Source organism: Bacillota bacterium (assembly GCA_013178125.1).
Classification (GTDB): domain Bacteria; phylum Bacillota; class SHA-98; order Ch115; family JABLXJ01; genus JABLXL01.
Map to the genome: position 1 here is coordinate 64,895 of JABLXJ010000005.1, position 19,748 is coordinate 84,642.

Sequence of the window (19,748 nt, forward strand, 5' to 3'; positions counted from 1 at the left end):
AATATTTCTCGTTGCAGAGGTCGACGAGGCTGCGGCAGTCGCGGCGCCAATCGGCGATTGTTGGCACGCATGCGAGCGAATCGGTGGTCGTGATGGTGACGATCTTGCCGTCCTTCACCTCTGCTATCAGGCTGGTCCAGATGTTCCACTGTGCCGTCGTGCCCTCGCCAGCATTGCCAGCCTCAGCTCCACAGCGTGCTTCCGCCGTTCCTGTTCCTATCTGGATCATCCGGCCTTCGCCTCGATCTCCCTCTCCTGTTCCTACCTTGCGCTCAAACACCGCCAGCATAAATGTGGAGTCATCCGGCATGGCCCTCCTGAGGAGCTCGCGGACTCCCTCCCAGTCATAAGCCCACCAGCGGTAGCTTTCCAGGGGATAGCATGTTATATATTTACGATACTCGGCCTCAAATAAATGCTTTATCTTGATGGCGTAATCGTCCGGGTCCTCATGCCGGTCATATCTCGCCTGAGCCTGGGCGGCAAACTCCTGGATCGCCCGGCGGTCGATCAAAACCACAGGCGACGCGTAGCCGTAACGTTCATGGAAACGTTCATAGATCACCCGGGCGAGCTCCTCGCAGGACTGCTCCTCGCAGGACCTATGCCTATGTTCGCTGGGTTGTTCGCTGGGATTGCAGCAGGGCTGCGAAGACGAGATCCCGCCAGCCCCGCCGCTAACCCCTTCAGGTTGCCCGCATTCCTGCATGCATCCTTGAGCAGGCCTAGGGGATCTATTAGATTCATATTCAGCCCTGTATTGAGTGAATTCGCATGGGTCGAGCCGCCCCCTGCGGCTGTGCACAAGCTTCACCAAGGCCCCGCCGTCGAGGATGCCATAGATTCGACCCTCTACGCGCCCCGCAGGGTGCCCCTCAAGCTCATACCCTTTCTGCTCATGATCCCTCTGCAGATACCCCTTCCCACTCTCATAGCCGCCTGCCTCGCCCGGCTCTATCTCGCTCGGCTGTCCCGAGCCCTGATTCCCTCCGCCCCAGAGCAGGTCATATAAGTTTCGCCACTGGCGGTAGTCTATATCAACCCACTTTACATCCTTTGAAAGCATCTACCGCACCTCCCATATCTGGATCGTGTAGGGCCCGAGCTCTAGCCTGAATCGAGCCTGAGCCCGGGCCTCGCCATCAGGCTGCGCATCTCCAGCACTTCCTGAGCTGAATCTTGCCCCTACGGGTTCCGCAACCCCTCTCCTGCTATGATCCGCGCTCTCACTTATAGGAACCACGGGTCCACCAGAGGCCGGCCATAGAGGCCTCAGCTCGCGGGCCGCCTGCAACGCTGGACCGGGTGCGAAGCTAAAAACCTGGGGTCTGGCAGTCGGGTTGGCTGTGAATAACAGTTTCCCCTGGCCACCGCCACAACAATCCCCCCGCGCGTGCAGGGCAAAGTCGATGGCCGGGTTATCACAGTCGACGAGCGGGTCAACCTGGGCCGCCTTCATTATCGCATCAACGATCGCGCCGGCCGCACCAGTGCCTGTACGAGTGCCCTCATCAGGACCTGCATCAGGGTCCGGGGCTGCCGCACTAACGCCTAGCGCTGGAGCCTCGCTCCCGGGCCCGGGCCCCGCCGGGATGGATTTCGCCGGGACGAACGGTACGTGTATCAAGGTGCCCTTGCCAATTCTATAAGCCCGCACTTGACGCGTTTGAGTCTGGATGCCGGCTGAGATACCAGCTGAAGCCTGAGCCGGGGCCTTAGCCGGAACCCCGGAGGGAACAGTGCCCGGCACCGAAGCTTGGGCTGACATCGAGGCCATAATCGGCACCGGCACCGCGGTGTGCATCGCGATGTCGATGTCTACGAACTCTGACCCCAAGGCGCCAGCCAGCCTGAAGGATGGTTGTATGAATTCATTCAACCTGGGCATGCGTGGCCCCATCACGAGCGTCCCGCCTCCCTCTACATAGCTTAGAAGCTTCGCCTGGACCCCTTCGCTCATGAATTCGAAGGCGGGGCAGATCACCACCTGGTATTGCCGCAAGACTTCAGCCGGGGACTCGCTATCCCCCATGCGGAACGCGTAATGGCCCTGTGTGAGCCCGTCGAAGAACGCGTCCTGCCAGGCTTCCTTTTCGACGGCGACCGCATCCTCGAACCCGAGCTTCCGCTCGCTTGCGAGGAGATTGCCGGGCAAGTCGGCGAAGATGCCCGCAAATGGCCCCATAAACGGCAACGACAGGAGGCGCGAGGCGAAATCCAGCCGCTCGTAGTCGCGCTCGAGAAGCAGCAAGACATCGATATGAGCCCTGTATGATGCGAAATCCGAATCATTCAGGAAACCGAGGAGGCTGCGGTAAAAATCGAAATACGGCTCGCGCACGCGCCCGTCCCTCGTGACCGGCGACCCGAGCCACCTTTCGCGCTCCACGATCATGTAATAATTGAAGCCTTTCACCCCGTGCATGAGGACCGTGAGTGCGTTAAATAACTGGTCGTCGGGCATGATCGGCTTGTCCCACGCCCAGATTCCGGCCCCAAACTCGGGGATCGTCGGGAACTTGCTGGTCCCCGCTATATATTGGCAGGCCTTCTTGGTGAAGGAGTAGCCCTCTTTATGCGGATAGAGGTCGACACCCTGCAAATCCAGGACTTCCTCGGTCTTAATCTGGTTGAAGGGGACGTTGTAGGCCGCGGGCAGATTGTGATAGACGGGGATGCCGGTGATCCCCCGCTGCCTGTACATGTCGGCTATGCGCTTCAACCCATAGTTCAGGTAGAATTCCTTGTACTCCGCCCAGTCCAGGAAATATGGGATATCATTCATGGTCTCTGCCGTAAAATCGCGCGGCGGCTCAATCTCATCGAAGCTCGAATAGGCTGTGCGATACGCCGAGTTGAGCCCCGCTATGCTCCCGTATTTCCCGGCAAGGAACCTCCTGTAGAGGGCCACGGATGCATCCGAATAGTCGACATCGTATGGCGTAAGCTTAAAGAAGTATGAGTTCTCGTTATCCGCCTGGATCGCTATGACCCCGCCCCGCGGGTACTGGTGTTTCGCGATGATGGGGCAGATGGCGTCGAACCACACGGCCACTTCCTCATAGAACTCGTCGCAGGCGTAGCTCGGGATCGGAAATGGCTTGGGCGGCACCGTGAGGATCGCCGGGGTGCCGGACGCCGTCCTGGCCTGGAACCTCGGGTCCTCGATCACCCTCTCAGGATAGCCGAAATAGGTGAGCTCGGCGTTGATATGCGGGCCCGGGCGGACAAGAATTTGAAACCCCTTTCCCTCGCAGAGCGTGAGAAATGCGTCAATGTCTTTGCTGGGGTCTATCTCGCCGAAATCGAACCTGCCCCTCTCGATCTCGTGAACGCCCCAGGGGATATACGTCTCGATCATCTTGAAACCCATGGCCCTTACCTTATCGAGAATCCCGGGCCACAGCGCGCGCTCGATCCGCCAGTAGTGCATCGTGCCGCTGTAAAAAGGAATCCTCGCTTTTCGATCCCCAAGATCGAAGCCGGTTTCTCCGATTGCAACTTCCACATTTTATTCCCCCAATGCTTGCTTCACTCATTCCATCATCCTATAATCTATAAAATGAACCTCGCCCTGCAAGAGCCGGGCCCTACCAGGCTAATCTTCATATGCTCTTGTACTTAAGGTATCCTCGTTGATTCCGTCGTTTCGTTGATTGACTACGCATGAAACACATGAAAACGCATTCTCTATAAAGATTTAGGCTGAAAATAGCTGTAGAATTTGCTCTCGATAATCATCATCCCATATGAGCTTCTTGCCTGTGGGCGTCGTGGCAAGGTCGATCTGGATAAGGAGACCCCGAGGGTCTTTCTTTAAAGTATGAATGTACTTCGCGTATTCGAGGAAGTCACTGAACTCGATATCCTTATTTAGACCCACCCTGGGAGTCAGCAATGCCTTGCCATCGAAATACCTGATAATCTCCACAAGAGGAACCTCCGTAACCCCAAAATCTAACCCGCGGAGGTTTGGTATCTTGCTCATATTCTCCAAGTTATGGGCGAAATTTCCGCACGAATGAATGAAAAGGCCCCCGAACTCCTCTGAAAGCTCTATCATATATGGCAAAGAATATTCAGCATATAGCTTTGGTCCGATTACAGCAGAGATATCTTCACTGATCGCTATGCCGAAACCGTCGGGCATCCAAATACGTGGAAAATGAATCGGTACGAATTCCCGCACGTGCTTTCGCTGTTCCTTTACAAATGCGATTATGAGGTCCGTAATCTTCCTCAGGAGGCTATGAACTTCCTTCGAGCCCGAATACATAGCCATCATTATATCCTCGTTATTCCAGATTAGATAGGCAACATCAAGCGGTCCCTGGATATCGGTAACCCTGATAGGATAGTTCATTCCTACTTTAGCATTAAAGAAATCAGTGTAATCCAGGACTCTCCCGAGCAACCCCGCCGTAACCGAAGGGCCCTTAAGGACTTCCGCATCTCGAGGGTTGTCAAAGATACGGGGGCGGGCCCAGGGGAAGGTATCTTCAAGCCATACAACATCACATCCGAAAGCTGATGGAAAAATTGCAGTACCTAAATCTGTGGATATTACCGGGACATAATTATCAGCTACTTCAGCCTTCGTCCTGAACTCCTTGAATTGGTGATCTAACATCCTCTGAGGATCCTCAATCATTTCTCGAAAAGACCCATCAGGCAAAATTTCATAATTTATTTGAACCCCAGGTCGCGCGACTTTTTCCAAATTCCATAGCCGCATCATAAATTCTTTCCGGGCTTCTATTAGTTCTTTTGTGAATGCACTCGCTGTCACACCGCCACTCTCCCTCATGTATGTCAATTTATATTCATAATTTGTATCAACATCAAATCAATATTAGTTTAGTATCTTCATTCCCGTACCGTATACCTTCATGATTTGACAGCTCCAAGAGTTAAACCATCAACTATATGACGCTGAATTATTAAAAACAAAATATAAACCGGGACAACTGCAAGGACGCATCCGGCTATAATTACGCCCGGCCTCATATTACTTGCGTAACCAACCAAGGACAGCAGTTCGGCGGATAGGGTACGATTCTGTGAAGACTGAATAAAAGTGATAGCAAACACGAATTCGCTCCATGACAACAGAAAACTAAACGCCCCCGCTGCTGCTATTCCAGGCCTAGCGAGCGGAACTATAATCCGCCATAATACCTGTCCATGGGTGCATCCGTCAATTCTCGCAGCCTCATCCAATTGCTTGGGAATAGACGAAAAAAAGCCAACAAGCATCCAAATCGAAAATGGAAGAGCAAACGTAGTATCTGCTAGGATTAACGACCATAGGGAATCGACTAAACCCAATGACCGAATGGTTATAAATAGCGGTGTCACTAACAGCACCGAAGGAAACATATAGACAAACAGTATGAACTTACTAAGAGCGCTTTGGCCTCTAAATCGAAACCTAGCTATTGAAAATGCTGCAATGGAACCGATTAGCAAGCTTAGCACCGTGACAAATGAAGCTACTAAAATACTATTGAACAATACACGGCCAAAACTGCCCAATCTGAATAGATACTCATAGTTTTGTAGACTAAACCGTTTCGGGAACAAGTGCGGAGGATACTTCCCAAATTCCGGTAAAGACTTAAATGAAGAAAAAAACAAGTCAACAAAGGGGAAGAGAATGATTCCGAGTATCATTAGCGCTACAGAGTAGAACCCAACGTAAATCACAAGCCTCCATATTTTTCTCTTTCTTTGAGCCATAGTTTTTCACTCCTCGATATACACATAACGAAGGTAGATCGACGCTAGAATTAATAGAATTAAAAACATAATTGTGGAGATTGATGAAGCATATCCTGCTTCAAGTGAGAGGAAGGCCGTCTTATAGCTAAAGGTACTCAGGAGTTCTGAAGCGTGTAAGGGGCCTCCTTGCGTGAGAGCATAGGTGAGATCAAAGTAATTGAATATCCATATAATGTCTAATAATGTCAGTATCGCTAATGTAGGACGTATTACAGGAACTGTAATGCTTATAAATTTCTCCCATGTGTTTGCTCCATCGACAGAAGCAGCCTCATACAATTCCTTAGGGACACTTTTCAACGCCGCAGTTAGAGCAAGCATAGCGAGGGGGAAACCCCGCCAAACCAAAGGGATGATAACAAGGTAGAGGACTATACGCGTGTTTCCCAATAAATTGATAGGGCCTGAACTAAGCCCGGTTTCTTTAAGGAAAAACGCGATCCATCCGTGATGATCATTATAAAGGTATTGCCAGATAATCGCAGCCCCGATTCCGGGTGTAATCCAGGGTAACATAAGAAGGGCACGGAAGATCCCAACACCCTTAAGCTTCTGGTTAAAGAATAACGCCAGTGCCAGGCCTAACAGTATACTACCTAGTGTTCCAAGCGCTGACCAAATCAGGTTATGCCACATAGAAACCCAAAATAGATTGTCTCTGAACAGCCTAGTAAAGTTTTTTAGGCCGATGAAGCTGTATTCATGAGTGAGAAGTTGCTTATCTGTAGTACTTAGCCATAATCCGTTCAATATCGGGTAGATTATTATAGTAAGTATGAGTATAACCGTAGGAACCATCGCACCGTATGGCCATATATACCTATGACTCCCCCAAAAAAACTTCTTGTTTTCCAATGCTACAACACCTCAGCCTCGGATGATCATAAATCAATAGCGAACGTGACGTAAAGGCGAGGCCATGGCCTTAGGCCTCGCCCAACCCTCGCCTTAGTATTTTGCAAATATGTCTTCGTAGATTCTCTGATATTTATCCAGAGCCTTGTATAGAGACATCCCGTTCACTATGTCAAGTATCATCTTTGAGAGGATATACCGTCCTTCAACCTCACCGTTAGCCGGGTGAGCACCATATCCTACACCATTACGAACAACCCTACCTGCCTCAAGTAAGTTAACGATCGACTTATTCCATGGCTGCATTTTCAAGATTTCCGGCGTGTTAAGCCGCTTCACTGGTGAAAGCCAGCCACACATCTTGATCCAACCTGTTAAATTATCATCCCGCATCATAAACTTAAGGAGTTCCTTAGCTTCTTTTTTATGCGGAGCCTTCGAGAATAACCAGATTCCACCTGTGGCGCCATAGCTTCCTGATACGGCACCGAGTGTATGCGGTATCACACCGTAACCTGTATTTTTAAACACATCGGGGTACTGCTGGCTATATAATGAGCCTAGCCAGCCATAACTCATCATCATAGCGGCTTCGCCGTTACCATATATCGGTTCAACGGGGTTAGTCCCGGCTCCACCTTCTACTCCAGGGGGCACAACCCTATACTTCATGTAAAGATCCACGTAGAATTGCACTACTTTCTTCATCTCTGGCGTATTAATAGCGGGGTGTCCATCCTCGCCTATTTCCCTCGCTTTGCTTGAAGCGATAAAGGACAAAAGAGCTTGGTTGGTGGCATACGAATCGTTATATGGTAGTGCAATCCCCCACTGGTCACTTTTTCCGTCACCATTAAGATCCTTCGTTAGTTTTTGGGCCTTTGTCAATAGTTCATCCCACGTTTGCGGTGGGCTGTTGATTCCAGCTTTGGCAAATAAATCTTTTCGATACATCAGGACCCATGCACCTTCGATATAGGGAACCAACCAATAATGGCCATTCCACTTGTACCAACATAAAGTGGAGTAATATTGATTAGGACCGCCAAGCCACTCTATTACATCATCAAGAGGCTCAAGCGCACCTTTAGAGGCAAACTGAATCCCAGCTTCTGTACCACCTGTTGATAAGTCGGGTACTGTTCCTGATTCGATAGCGGTCGTCCACTTGCGATAGACTTCAGCCCACGGTACGACTGTCATCCGAACTTTTACCCCTGTCTCTTTTTCAAACCGTGAAAATAGATTGTCGAAATACATCTTCGCCGCTATCGGATCCGGATCCCACGGCGTGTACCAGAAATCAATGGTTGTCGCAGCCGCTGCAGGAAGCACAAGTAATCCTAGAAACAATGCTATACTTACAAGGAAACATATAGCTTTGTGTCCCATTATCATAATTTTACACTCCTTCCATAATAATGGTAATAAGTAGATAACGTCGAGCGACCGACCTGTAGAGGGGGGCTTTTCCCCCCTACAGGCTTGTTAGGCTGAGCATTTCTGAGGTCAGGAGAAAGTTTCTCGCGAAACTGGCCCTGGCCGCAGCTGCCTGGATGTTATACAAACATGAGCAGAGCCTTTATCAGGTATTTCGTATCTAACCGAGTAGTACTAGATCATATTTTCATTGCCCGTAACGTTCCGTCAACACATAGGGGTCTACCAATAACTCTGAATTACATTTCCACCGCCTCCCCTTGAGTAGACCTAGACTCCCGGAGATTCCGAAGTCGCAATCACCAGATTTATACCCTCATCCCCAAAGAAGTGTGCCCTTTCCCTCTGCAAAGCCCCTAAGAGGGGCTACGAAGTAAGAGATACCCAGGCTAACACGCACCAGATCCACCATATTGTGGTGCTACATGAAGATTACGGTATTATCTCGTTTATCAAGGTGCAGTCATTACTCCCATTTAGTTGGGAGAAATCAATGGTCTCATGGACTAACTTAGACGAAAATAAATGATTCCCGTCATTTCAATTTATGACCTTTTTGTATCCCCTATGCTCAAGGCCATAGTCATACATAGTCTCAAATAGAGCTCTAACATTTTCTATTGGGGTATCAGGCATAATAGTATTTGCGGGGGCCAGCATAAAACCTCCTTCTTTTCTATCGAAGATGTCTATCACCCTAATCACTTCGGAACGTACTTGATCTGGGCTGCCGTACATAAGCTGTTGAACATCTATGCCGCCAAAGAAGCAAATCTTTCCCCCAAAATCACGAGCCACTCTTTCTATATCGTTGGCATGGGGCTGTACCGGATGTAGGATATCTAATCCGACATCGATGAGATCCGGGATAATTTCTTCTATATGACCACAGGAATGCAGTGCCGCATGTAGGCTGTATTTGTGGGCTTCATCTATCATCCTAGAATACCAAGGCTTAAAAATCTGCCTCCAAAGATTAGGATCTATCATGAGAGCGTTCTGGGTTCCCCAATCGTCACTGAAAAAAATTCCATCAACACCTGCATTAGCAAAGTTTCTGATTATTTCACAGTAAAAATCGACCAATGCTTCTCCCAGCTTTAATACATTCGCACGGTCGAAGTACAGATCGGCAAATAAATTCTCCATCCCTCTCAAAATGTGCATTCTTTCAAAAGGCCCGAGCCACCAATGCCCCATGATGTAAGTGTCCGGATTCTCCTTCACTAAACGATGCACATGTTCAAATCTCCCTGGCGCATTTGCATCCGGCATTGTAGCAATGTAGTCGTCTAATTGGGCCCAATCTTGAAGGGGATGATTTATAGGCCGAGATCCAACCCCGCCCTCCGCATGCTGAATCCGTACGCCCCATTCGTCTGTTCCTAAACCCTCGGATTCGGCAATCACAAGTACACCTACAGAGAACTGAAGCTGACCTGGATCCCGTTGTCTCTCAAGCGGAGGAGCATAAGATGTAATCAGGAGGTCATTAGGGTATTCCTTCTCAAGCGCTAATATCTGGTCGCGATTTCTTGATATAAACTCTTCCGAAACAAAATTGTACCAGACCGGGATCCTCTTAGGATAATTACGAGTTATGGCCCTCACAACTTCATCTCTGGACATTCGATTTAACCTCCTGCTAAATCGCTAATATATTTTAAAGCGGTTCCTTCACGGCAACTTACATGACAATGCCTCAAAATTCGTTACTCTTTGAATAACCCTGCCATTAATCTGATTATCAAACCCCAAATTGAATTATTCAACTTCCCCGTAGCCGGGGGAGTTATTTGGGGAACATATTACGAAGGAACATATGCAGATGCCAGCGTAGGGTCACAATTCCAAAGCAATCTAACCCTGCCATAACACCTTTATAACCTGTAGCTTGGAAGATAAGTTTTGTGATCCTTGTCAGACTCCTATTGATCAACTATGGCTTTTATCCCCTGTGGATCAAACCACCCTTTCGCCCCGCCAATCACATCCCCTTGGGCCCCTATAGAATTCTTAGCTTGATTCCCGCACCACCAGCTCCGGCTCAAGGGCTATCCGAATCACAGAATCCATGTTCCCTAGGATGACCTTATACAGCACATCCGCCGCCTGCTCGCCCAGGTCAAACAGCGGCTGCCTCACCGTGGTCAACGCCGGGCTCGTGTACGCTGCGGCCTCTATATCGTCAAACCCGATAATGGCAATATCGTCGGGGATACTCAGCCCCCTATCCCGTATAACCTGCATGGCGCCCAAGCACATGTTGTCGTTCGCAACAAATACCGCCGTGGGGGGCTCCGGCAAATCGAGTATGCGCCTCATACACTCTCGCGCGCTCGCCTTGTGGAAATCTCCACGAAAGATTAAACCATCGTCTACCGCCAACCCGGCGCTTTCAAGGGCCCGCCTATATCCTTCGAGCCGCGCCTCAGCCTCATGTTGTCCCGCTGGGCCTGTGATATGAGCAATCCTGGTATGTCCCCTCTTGATCAAATGAGATGTGGCCTCAAAAGCCCCCTTTACCTGGTCAACGATGACAGAATTGACATCAAAGATCGACATGTCCTGTCCTACGACCACAAACGGAAACTTACGTTGGACGAGTTCTCCTACATCCTCCCATCGAAGGGGCCAGTGAGAGAGGATCAGTAGACCATCCAACTTTCGTTGCCGCGCCACTTCGGCCAGCATCTCGGCCCGGCTCGACGATGAACCGCCTCTATTCTCCCCCTTGATATCTATCTGAAATGAATAGCCATACTCTCGCGATGCCTCGATCATGCCCTGGATGACCGGCATGTAGAAACCACCATATGGCTTGTCGCCGCTGATAAATGCGTAAAGGCCGATAGTGTTTGTGCGGCTTGTTGCGAACCTTTGCGCGATGCTGCTGGGGTGGTAATTGAGCTTACGTATAGCCTCGAGCACCCTGGACTTTGTCTCGGGTGCGACATTAGGCCTGTCATTCAATACAAGCGATACAGTTGATACAGATACCCCGGCCAAGCGTGCTACATCTCTTATCGTGGTTGACATCTTTTACCCTGCTCCCTATTTACACACGAGCCTCCGCTTCCAGTAGCCAAAAGATTAGAAGCTACGGCACCGAAGCAATTAAATCATTTCATATCAATAAATTAGCAGCTAAATGTCATATTGCCCCTCCACTATTAAACTAGTTCGACATTGATTTAAAAATTCCTTCCTCGTTTGCAAAAATTAATGCTACCCTTACACTCCCTGCGCACCTCGAACTCCCCTGAAAAATCAAGCTTGATAGGTCAATCTTACCATTACCCAACCCCATGATCACAAGTGCAGGAAATCTAAATCATCGAGCGTATTGGACTTAAACCAGTTCGACTAGATGACTAGTATTACTGAAAGACCCGGCGACTGCCTCGCATTTGTCGAACCGGGTCCCAAAAGCCTCAGTATACCTCATGATTATAGCTTAGGGGGAATGCGCCCTCTACCATCACGGCTTTCTCCTGAACAGAGTCTAGAATAAAATGGCATAAGTAGCTGATAAGGCACAAAATGGCTAGTAACCTCACAGCGCCTCAGCCTCCTCCCGCGCTATCTGGCACCAGCGAATCACATTCTGCGGGTTACGGCCGATTGTGTGATTGTCCTTCATGATAACCTCCACTCGGCAATTCCGGATGAGCTGCAGGGTCTCCCGGAGCCCCTTGCGGATGTATTCCTCATCCAGGTGCGGCACGGCCAGGTGGGCCGGGTTGGGTTTCATTGAATAGATATAACGATCCCCAAGGTTCTCAACCATAGCGGCCAGATTAGCCCAGGGGGACACGGAAACCCGCCGGAGCCGTGGAGCCTTCTTCACAACATGCCACCGCGGGTCCAATGGCTCGCAGCAACCATAACAGTTCAGTCCAAACCGTTCGAGGATCGGGAGCTGGTATTGGAACACGAACTCCTCAAAGGCCTCCGGGGAGAAGTAGACTGTCTCCTGGCTTTCACAGAACCCCCACATATCGCAGGTGCGCACCTTCTTGCCATCGAAGTCTCTTTGGGGAAGCTCCCGGGTGTACCCAAAGCCACCCGAACCTACATATGTCCCATCGTTATTTAGGCTCAATAAACCATTCTCCTCGAGGAAGTCAAGCTTGGCCAGGTGCCCGTCCCGCAGGATGCCCATCAACCGGTGGAGCTCATTCGGGTGGTCGTATATATCATACATAATCTGTTCTATGCCGCGCAGATTCACCAATGTCCACGTCATGCCCAGGCTCCACCACCAGACCCCCTTGAGTCGCACTATGAGCAAATCGCCCAAGACCTCCTGGGCCAGCGAAAGAACCCTCTGAGTCGTCTCGTAATCGACAGTTATCTGCGGAAAATGCAACTTATCTATATCCTTGTAATCCTTTAGAGGAGCCTCCCACCGGTAGGAACCACCGCCCGTCCCCCCGATTTTCGTCTCGTGCATCCCCCAGTCGCTCTCGGTGTAGGTATAAGGGATGTTAAAATAGGGTTCTACCACCCGGTCATCCCCCATGGATTCGCCCCAGAAGACCTCCTTGCGCAGGGTCATTTCCCACTGCCGCGCCAGCCCCCCCTCGCACTGCATCTGGTCCTCGGTTATGATCTCGTTCCAGCCGTTCTCCGGGTCGCAAAAGATCACCGGGCGCGTAGCCTCGAGTGCATTATGGCGGTACCAGAGATCCCGTTTCTCATCCTCGATAGGCCGCGCCGCGAGCTCGCGGACACGCGCAGCCAGGCGCCGCAATACCTCCCGGTCCCTCTGACTTACGCTTACATCCATCACTACACCCTTTTGTGTGCTCAAGGAAAATTGCGTTTGGTCCATTGCAGTAAATGCCCCCCTTCACTTAACACTTCCTCATATGTCTACAGCTACATTATACCTCGCTGTGCCTCGCTATGCTACTTCCTGGAAGGCCTGTGATCACACTGTTAATACACTTTGCTCTCTTCTCACAACCTGCACTGCTACTCCCTCACGGAGCATATCCCTCACATATCTATATCTGTAGCAAACCCATAATAACCATCTGATCTGGCGCCATTCACCTCCAGCACTTGAATTCTTGGATGTAGCAGGCCTGATGGAGCCGGTGGAAAAGGCACATCAACCTCATTAGGGGCCTCATGTAGAGTCCCACAGTCCCGGGTCCCGAGTCCCACCAGAGATTTGACAGCTATGCTGTAATACAGTATAATGTAAGTGAGGTGAGTAATATGGGAAAAAATAGATATCGGACCCAGCTCTACCTTGATGAGACGCAATACCTCTTTCTTAAGGAAAGTGCAGCAAAATACAATACAAGTATTGCCGGAGTAGTCAGGACCCTTATTGACAAGGAAATGGGAGTTGGGGAGCCAATCAAAGACGATGATCCCCTGTTTCATATTACGTCCACTGCTGTAGAGACGGGACGCGTGGATGGATCTATCGATCATGATCGTTATATTTATCGACAGAGCCACATGCGCCACACGCGGGCCAATCAGCAGCAAGAGCCCGATTAGGATGCTGTTCAAAATCAAGAATGGGGGTCATCACCGGTGACGCGCCTTGTTGAGTGGCTGTTTGTTGATACCTCGGCGTTTATCGCCCTACATGATGCAAGCGATCGCTATCATAAAATGGCAAAAGGCTTCTTCACTCCGGAAAGGATCCGGGACCTGAGGGTCCATCTGGTGACAACAAGTTTCGTTTTTGCCGAAGTATACTCTTACTTCTGCAAAAACCACACCGACGCCATAGCGGTTGGCAGTTATATCCGCGATAGCAAGATTCTGCGCCATATTCGTCCGGATCTGACCGATGAAGAAGCGGCGTGGCAGATTGCCAAGAAATACAACGACAAGGATTTTAGCTTTGTCGATTGCCTGAGCTTTGCCATAATGTTCAAGATCGGCTGTAATAAAGCCTTTACATTTGACTCACACTTTCGGCAGATGGGCTTCGAAGTATTCCCGTCCCCAATAAGGCTATCACCATAGATTACCCCACTTCCCTCTTTTTCTGTTCTCTGTAGACTCTCGGAAATTGCGAAGCCCCGTGGTTGCCAGATGTATAGGCTGGACACCTTTTCCCCGCCTCTAAAGAAATAGCTGAACGAGGAGATCCTCATCCTAAATTCATCAATTCATTCTAAATTCGCATGTCTATCAAACATCTTCTCAGGCTTCGCGCCCAGCCGCTCCGCGATTTGCATGATGAGGTCATCACAAAGCAGAAGGAGACACTGTTCGAAAAGGCTACCCATGGGCTGAATCGATTGAAGCTTAATCAGAGGTGCGGGAGAAGTTGGAACCGATTCAGGATTTGATAAATCAGATACCACCAGCGGCACGTCGTCGCCGTCATCGCCGACCTTGGCTTTTACCTTAGCCTTTGGTGTGTTTACCGGGATTTCTATGACAACCCCTCCCGCAGCACGTGTAAGCCGCCCAGATTCAGAAGTAGCCGAGGTGGTTATGACCGCGACCTGGACCCCAGATGTCCCTAACGCCTTCCGGATCATCTGAACGATTGATGGGGTCTCGCCCGACCCTGTTCCGGCCACGAGCAAATCCCCTCCCCTTATAGCAGGGGTCACTACCTCACCAACCGAGTAGGCAGTGAGGCCGAGGTGCATAAGCCGCATTGCGAACGCCTTCATCATCAAGCCCGAACGGCCCGCCCCGGCTAGAAAAACCTTCTTGGCCGCCAATATCCGGCTAAGAAGCGCATCCACGGCATCCCTATCGATCATCTCGAAAGCCCGGGCTATTTCCGTCAAAATGTCTTTAATATCTTTTGTGTGTGAGCCCATAGCGCCCAGGGATGGAGTCGATTCTATATCCCCCAGGTCTATCCCCGGGAAACGGGAACGTAACGCCCTTGCCGCCCCGGCCGGGTCCGCTGAACCCGTGATCCACGAGCCGACCACCACCACATTGGGCTTATAGCGCAGAACCTCATCGATCGTTTCAGGGCTTATCCCGCCCGCGACCATGATGGGCAGATTCGTCACGGCCGAAACCTGCGCGAGAGCAGCCAGCGGGTCTTGGCCAGTCGCCTGCTCGTCCGTTCCTGTATGCACCCCTATCATGTGCACGCCGAGTCCCTCCAGCCTCCTTACGGTCTCCACCCTCTCATGGTCATGGGTGCCCAGGAGGTCGGCTACAACCCTCTTACCAGTAGAATTCGCTGCACTTACGGCACCCACTATCGTAGCGTCATGCGCAAGTGCCAGGACGCTTATAACGTCAGCGCCCGCGTCAAAAGCCATCTCTGCCTCGCGTGCACCGGCATCTACGGCCTTCATATCAGCAACAATGACTTTATCTGGGAAGGCAGCCTTCAGGCGTTCAACCGCGCGTATTCCTTCTTTCTTAATTAATGGAGTCCCCGCCTCTATCCAATCGATATGCTTCTCTAGACGCGTACACAGGGAGAGTGCTTCGTCTAGCGGAATAAAATCGAGAGCAAGTTGTAGATTCAAGAGCGCACCTTCTTCTTTGGTATTCATTAAGTATTCCATTTAGTATCCATAGTAAATCATCTATCTCTAAACTTTTTTGCAGAGTGCAGTCCAGGAAGCTGGAAATTGACGTGGAGTAAAAAGGAAACAGACAAGACTGCACTTCTGTAGCATAAAGGAATTAACAAAGCTGCCTTTATCTAACAAGAGTGACAGCGCATGCCTACGCCACTTATAGTATAAGAAGATCAGTGCCTAGTCAAGATTCCTTTGCACCATGGTCTTTTACCCCATGGGTCAAAATCTGCGGTTGAAATAGTGCTCGGCGGCACGGGCGGGGCGGGAAGAGTTATATGCATCACGGGTTGGGTGGGAAGTGTGATGTACATCAGCGTTTGGGTCCTGACGCGTGACGTAGGGTACTGCTCAGGAGGAACCCGTGATGTAGGTCACCGGTCCCAGGAATCTCCGTATCCCCGTGGGCCCGGTCCTCATAGAATGGGCTAGGAAGGGGTATTTTGAAAGACACCCGGGTTAGAGCGTGAGTAATGGAAAGGCAGTAAGGATAGAAAGATAGAAAGACATTTAGGCAGGCGGTTAAAGATGATTAGAAGGTGATCGCCCGTGAAGTTCCGGTTATCCAGCCTCATTGGCTGGCCGTGGAAGGCTGTAGCGGGAAAATTCCGGAGACTGGGGGCGGGGCGTGCGATCAGGGCGAGAAAGGCGACGCCCCGGGCCGTGATTAGATCGAGTGGGGCGGGGGGGTTAGGGGTAATCGGCTCTGCCCCGAGCAACATGGACGAGGTAAGCGTACATCTCAACGGGTTTGAGATCTTCATGCAGCGCTGGTACACATATGATGTGCCCCATGAGGTCTCCATTTTCATTCCCCGGGCGGAGATGCGTACCCGCAGGGACCGCGGCGCCGAGGAGACAGAGCTGATTCTAAATACCATTACCATTGTCCACGCCCCGCGCTTCCCTCCGCGCCGTTCGACAGAATAAAACTTCGACAGAGTAAAATAAGGCAAGGGGAGAGGGAGGGAGGGAGGGGGAGAGGGGCACGGCGCCTACCAGACAACCAGACCCTACCAGACCTCAACCTTACCGTACCTCCCTCTTCCGCATTCTGAGCGACTTAGGCGTGACCTCCAATAGCTCGTCATCGGCTATGAATTCAAGGCACTGCTCGAGGCTCAACTGGCGCCGCGGCGTCAACTTGACGGCGATATCCGCCGTTGAACTGCGCATATTCGTGAGCCGCTTCTTCTTGCATACATTAACCATGATGTCATCCGCCCGGGCATTTTCACCCACTATCATCCCACGATATACCTCAACACCCGGCCCCACAAAGAGCTCCCCGCGCTCCTGGGCATTTTCGAGGCCGTAGGCCGTGGTCTCACCCGTCTCAAACGCCACGAGCGCCCCGCGAGTGCGGGTTGGGATGTCGCCCCCCCACGGCGCGTAATGGTGAAAGGTATGATACATTATGGCGAGCCCCTTGGTATCAGTCAGTAACTCCGAGCGCAGCCCAAATATCCCCCGCGTGGGGATGTTGAACGTCAGGTGCACATGCCCGTCCGGGCGGTTATTCATGTTGACGAGCTCCGCCCTGCGCTGCCCCAGCCGCTCCATTACGACCCCAACATAGTCGCCAGGGACATCCACGAGGAGCTCCTCAACGGGCTCGTGCTTGACCCCATTGATATCCTTTGTTACCACCTGCGGCCTGGATACTTCGAATTCATAGCCTTCACGCCGCATAGTCTCGATGAGGATGGAGAGATGAAGCTCGCCGCGGCCGTATACCACGAATGCGTCCGGCGAATCGGTCTCCTCCACCCGCAGGCTGACGTTGGATTCAAGCTCCCGCAAGAGCCTCTGGCGCAGGTGCCGCGATGTGACGTACTCGCCCTCGCGGCCCGCAAATGGGCTTTTATTTACCATGAATGTCATCGAGACGGTAGGCTCGTCGATTCTCACGAATTGGACCGGGGCCGGATTGTCTGGGTCCGCGATAGTGTCCCCCACATTTATGTGTTCCAGGCCCGACACGACCACGATCTCGCCCACCCCCGCCTCCTCCACGGGAACCTTCTTGAGTCCGTTGAAAACGTGTACCTCCGCGATCCGCTGCAGCCGGACCGAGGAAGAGGGGCCGGCTCCAGCCGCGCCGCTCGCACCGCTCGCGCCATTCGTGCCACTCATGCCGCTGACACCCGACACGGTAGCACCACCGCCACCCGGGATGATCGCGACATTCTGTTTCGCCCGGATTCGCCCGTTTAGCACCCGGCCTATAGCCTGCCGGCCGATGTATGAGTCGTAATCGATCATTGCGACGCCGATCTGGAGCGGGGCACCCGCATCGCCTCCTGGCGCCGGGATGTGGTGGATTATCGTCTCGAATAGCGGGGTCAGGTCCTGGCCCTCCATGTTTGGGTCGAGCGAGGCTATTCCCCTTGTCGCCACGGTGTAGACAACAGGGAAGTCGAGCTGTTCGTCGGACGCGCCAAGCTCGATGAAAAGCTCCAGGACCTCGTCCAGGACCTCGGCGGGCCGGACGTTCGCCCTGTCCATCTTGTTGATCACCACAATGGGCGTGAGTCCAGCCTCCATGGCCTTTCGCAGCACAAAACGCGTCTGGGGCATCGGACCTTCAAAGGCGTCCACCAGGAGCAGGGCGCCATCCACCATCTGCACGATTCGCTCCACCTCTCCGCCGAAGTCTACGTGCCCGGGGGTATCGACGATATTCAACCTGTAGCCTTTGTAAAAAACCGCCGTATTTTTGGACATAATGGTAATGCCGCGCTCACGCTCCAGGTCGTTGCGATCCAGGATGCGCTCCTCCACCACCTGGCCCTGGCGAAAGACGCCGCTCTGCTTGAGCATGCCGTCCACGAGAGTGGTCTTGCCGTGATCTACGTGGGCGATTATTGCAAGATCTCGAATGAATTCCCTATCCATAGTGATTTCTCCCTTGTGGTTGCTCCCCTATAGTTGCTCCTTTACTTACCATCGCCAGTAACATAGTCGACAATGATGACTGATTAAGATAAAGAGTGGGAAAGCTATACCGCCTCTATAATTTTAACACCCGGCATGGTTCCCCAATATAGGTACCAAAATGCCAAAGATGCTAAGTCGAAGTCCTCAGAGATGCCAGCGCCTTCGGTTGCAACGGAAGGCGGTGGATACCGGTTATAATCTTAGTCCAACATTCGCTTTCTGTAAATAGCCCAAGACCGCCAGACCGCCTAGCTACCCGCCCTCGGCCGGGGCGGCCTCGGGACGAAACGAAAGCCGATGGCCACTTCCGTAAGGCAGCACTAGAAACGCTAATGACGGTCGTAGGGAAAGAAAGGGTAAAAAGAAATGTGTCTGAGGAAGAAGTGATGGCCGATTTTGAAGCCTTCCGGAAAGATTACAGTAACCACTAGACTATTGGGCCCCGCGACCCGGACAATGATTTTAAGAAAATGGGTTCAGAGCCTTTACGCCTTCGTAGCATTGGCCGCAGTTAAAGTCTTCGGTCCAGATGACCTCGCACCCGAGGGCTTTGGCACTACGGAGGATGAGCGAATCCCAAAATGATAACTTGTTCCGCTGGTGTATGCGAATAGCTCCTAGGATATCGCTGATATCAGGTACATGCACCCTCCATTGGGACAAATCAGATATGACCTGAAATGCCACTTCCGGTTCGAGTGGCCTTACAACCTTGCGGACCATAGTCACGTAAAACTCTTGGAGCACCTGAATACTGAGACAACCGTTACCGCTGTTCCACATGTCAGTTATGAGGGCTTTGGCTCGCTCATGCTTCTCCCCCGCAGATACATCATGTGCGTAGACTAGCACATTCGTATCAACGAATTGGAGCACCGGACTATCTTTCATAGAGGTCCCCTCTCCCCCATGTTATATTGCCATGTGTTCCGAGGTCAGGGGCATCGTTTAATATCCTAATATGGTGTTCACGCGCCTTATTGTATGAATCTTCCTTTTGAACGAGATCCTCGAGGATCCTAGCCAGAAGGCCTGATACCGAGGTTTGTCTCTCGATAGCAATGTGCTTTACCCTTCGCAATAAATCTTTACGAATAGAAAGGGTGATATTCTGGTAATCCATTTAACTCACCTCCACGTAAATGAGTGTATCACTCCTTTACGTGGAGGTCAAGACCTACATCGCCTCGCCAC

15 protein-coding genes are annotated in these 19,748 nt (G+C 51.4%); 2 read left to right on the forward strand and 13 right to left on the reverse strand.

Annotation, left to right across the window (positions count from 1 at the left end):
* Positions 1-1,066: 1,066 nt before the first annotated feature.
* From HPY71_05810 to HPY71_05850, 9 genes are all read right to left on the reverse strand, one after another.
* Complete coding sequence (locus HPY71_05810; protein NPV53021.1) at positions 1,067-3,508, reverse strand: beta-galactosidase; 2,442 nt, start codon at positions 3,506-3,508, stop codon at positions 1,067-1,069.
* Between the two features lie 192 nt (positions 3,509-3,700).
* Positions 3,701-4,630, reverse strand: a complete 930-nt coding sequence (locus HPY71_05815; GenBank protein ID NPV53022.1) for a hypothetical protein — start codon at positions 4,628-4,630, stop codon at positions 3,701-3,703.
* 257 nt (positions 4,631-4,887) lie between these two features.
* On the reverse strand, positions 4,888-5,739 hold the full coding sequence (locus tag HPY71_05820; GenBank protein NPV53023.1) for a carbohydrate ABC transporter permease: 852 nt from the start codon (positions 5,737-5,739) through the stop codon (positions 4,888-4,890).
* A gap of 6 nt (positions 5,740-5,745) precedes the next feature.
* Positions 5,746-6,636: a sugar ABC transporter permease gene (locus HPY71_05825; GenBank protein ID NPV53024.1), complete on the reverse strand. Its 891-nt coding sequence runs from the start codon at positions 6,634-6,636 to the stop codon at positions 5,746-5,748.
* Positions 6,637-6,729: 93 nt separating this feature from the next.
* Positions 6,730-8,034, reverse strand: a complete 1,305-nt coding sequence (locus HPY71_05830; GenBank protein ID NPV53025.1) for a sugar ABC transporter substrate-binding protein — start codon at positions 8,032-8,034, stop codon at positions 6,730-6,732.
* 582 nt (positions 8,035-8,616) lie between these two features.
* Positions 8,617-9,705, reverse strand: a complete 1,089-nt coding sequence (locus tag HPY71_05835) for a hypothetical protein (GenBank protein ID NPV53026.1) — start codon at positions 9,703-9,705, stop codon at positions 8,617-8,619.
* A 387-nt stretch (positions 9,706-10,092) separates the two neighbouring features.
* Positions 10,093-11,115 carry a LacI family DNA-binding transcriptional regulator gene (locus HPY71_05840; protein ID NPV53027.1) on the reverse strand — a complete coding sequence of 341 codons (1,023 nt, stop codon included), beginning with the start codon at positions 11,113-11,115 and terminating at the stop codon, positions 10,093-10,095.
* Positions 11,116-11,632: 517 nt separating this feature from the next.
* A complete protein-coding gene (locus HPY71_05845) occupies positions 11,633-12,913 on the reverse strand; it encodes a hypothetical protein (GenBank protein ID NPV53028.1) in 1,281 nt (426 codons plus the stop codon).
* Positions 12,914-13,080: 167 nt separating this feature from the next.
* Positions 13,081-13,608 (reverse strand): hypothetical protein, encoded by a 528-nt coding sequence (locus HPY71_05850; protein ID NPV53029.1) that lies wholly within the window; start codon positions 13,606-13,608, stop codon positions 13,081-13,083.
* A 24-nt stretch (positions 13,609-13,632) separates the two neighbouring features.
* Between HPY71_05850 and HPY71_05855 the strand changes: the two genes are divergently transcribed.
* Entirely contained in the window at positions 13,633-14,073 is a 441-nt protein-coding gene (locus HPY71_05855; GenBank protein ID NPV53030.1) for a PIN domain-containing protein, read from the forward strand.
* A 146-nt stretch (positions 14,074-14,219) separates the two neighbouring features.
* Here the strand turns inward: HPY71_05855 and HPY71_05860 are convergent, their stop codons facing one another.
* Positions 14,220-15,587 carry an SIS domain-containing protein gene (locus tag HPY71_05860; protein NPV53031.1) on the reverse strand — a complete coding sequence of 456 codons (1,368 nt, stop codon included), beginning with the start codon at positions 15,585-15,587 and terminating at the stop codon, positions 14,220-14,222.
* 576 nt (positions 15,588-16,163) lie between these two features.
* Between HPY71_05860 and HPY71_05865 the strand changes: the two genes are divergently transcribed.
* Positions 16,164-16,544 carry a hypothetical protein gene (locus HPY71_05865; GenBank protein ID NPV53032.1) on the forward strand — a complete coding sequence of 127 codons (381 nt, stop codon included), beginning with the start codon at positions 16,164-16,166 and terminating at the stop codon, positions 16,542-16,544.
* Positions 16,545-16,643: 99 nt separating this feature from the next.
* Here HPY71_05865 and HPY71_05870 read toward each other — a convergent pair whose 3' ends face one another.
* The 3 genes from HPY71_05870 to HPY71_05880 form a co-directional block, all read right to left on the reverse strand.
* The gene (locus HPY71_05870) at positions 16,644-18,518 is read right to left on the reverse strand and encodes a GTP-binding protein (GenBank protein NPV53033.1); all 1,875 of its coding nucleotides are present in this window, start codon (positions 18,516-18,518) and stop codon (positions 16,644-16,646) included.
* Between the two features lie 498 nt (positions 18,519-19,016).
* The gene (locus tag HPY71_05875) at positions 19,017-19,445 is read right to left on the reverse strand and encodes a PIN domain-containing protein (GenBank protein NPV53034.1); all 429 of its coding nucleotides are present in this window, start codon (positions 19,443-19,445) and stop codon (positions 19,017-19,019) included.
* Complete coding sequence (locus HPY71_05880) at positions 19,435-19,677, reverse strand: CopG family transcriptional regulator (protein NPV53035.1); 243 nt, start codon at positions 19,675-19,677, stop codon at positions 19,435-19,437. Before HPY71_05880 ends, HPY71_05875 begins: the two co-directional genes overlap by 11 nt.
* Positions 19,678-19,748: the final 71 nt, after the last annotated feature.

What these genes read in the sequence shown, in the direction of transcription:
- HPY71_05845 (NPV53028.1), bottom strand. Translation starts at nt 12,913, where the DNA reads ATGGACCAAACGCAATTTTCCTTGAGCACACAAAAGGGTGTAGTGATG.
- HPY71_05880 (NPV53035.1), bottom strand. Translation starts at nt 19,677, where the DNA reads ATGGATTACCAGAATATCACCCTTTCTATTCGTAAAGATTTATTGCGA.
- HPY71_05860 (NPV53031.1), bottom strand. Translation starts at nt 15,587, where the DNA reads ATGAATACCAAAGAAGAAGGTGCGCTCTTGAATCTACAACTTGCTCTC.
- HPY71_05820 (NPV53023.1), bottom strand. Translation starts at nt 5,739, where the DNA reads ATGGCTCAAAGAAAGAGAAAAATATGGAGGCTTGTGATTTACGTTGGG.
- HPY71_05875 (NPV53034.1), bottom strand. Translation starts at nt 19,445, where the DNA reads ATGAAAGATAGTCCGGTGCTCCAATTCGTTGATACGAATGTGCTAGTC.
- HPY71_05830 (NPV53025.1), bottom strand. Translation starts at nt 8,034, where the DNA reads ATGATAATGGGACACAAAGCTATATGTTTCCTTGTAAGTATAGCATTG.
- HPY71_05815 (NPV53022.1), bottom strand. Translation starts at nt 4,630, where the DNA reads ATGTTAGATCACCAATTCAAGGAGTTCAGGACGAAGGCTGAAGTAGCT.
- HPY71_05840 (NPV53027.1), bottom strand. Translation starts at nt 11,115, where the DNA reads ATGTCAACCACGATAAGAGATGTAGCACGCTTGGCCGGGGTATCTGTA.
- HPY71_05835 (NPV53026.1), bottom strand. Translation starts at nt 9,705, where the DNA reads ATGTCCAGAGATGAAGTTGTGAGGGCCATAACTCGTAATTATCCTAAG.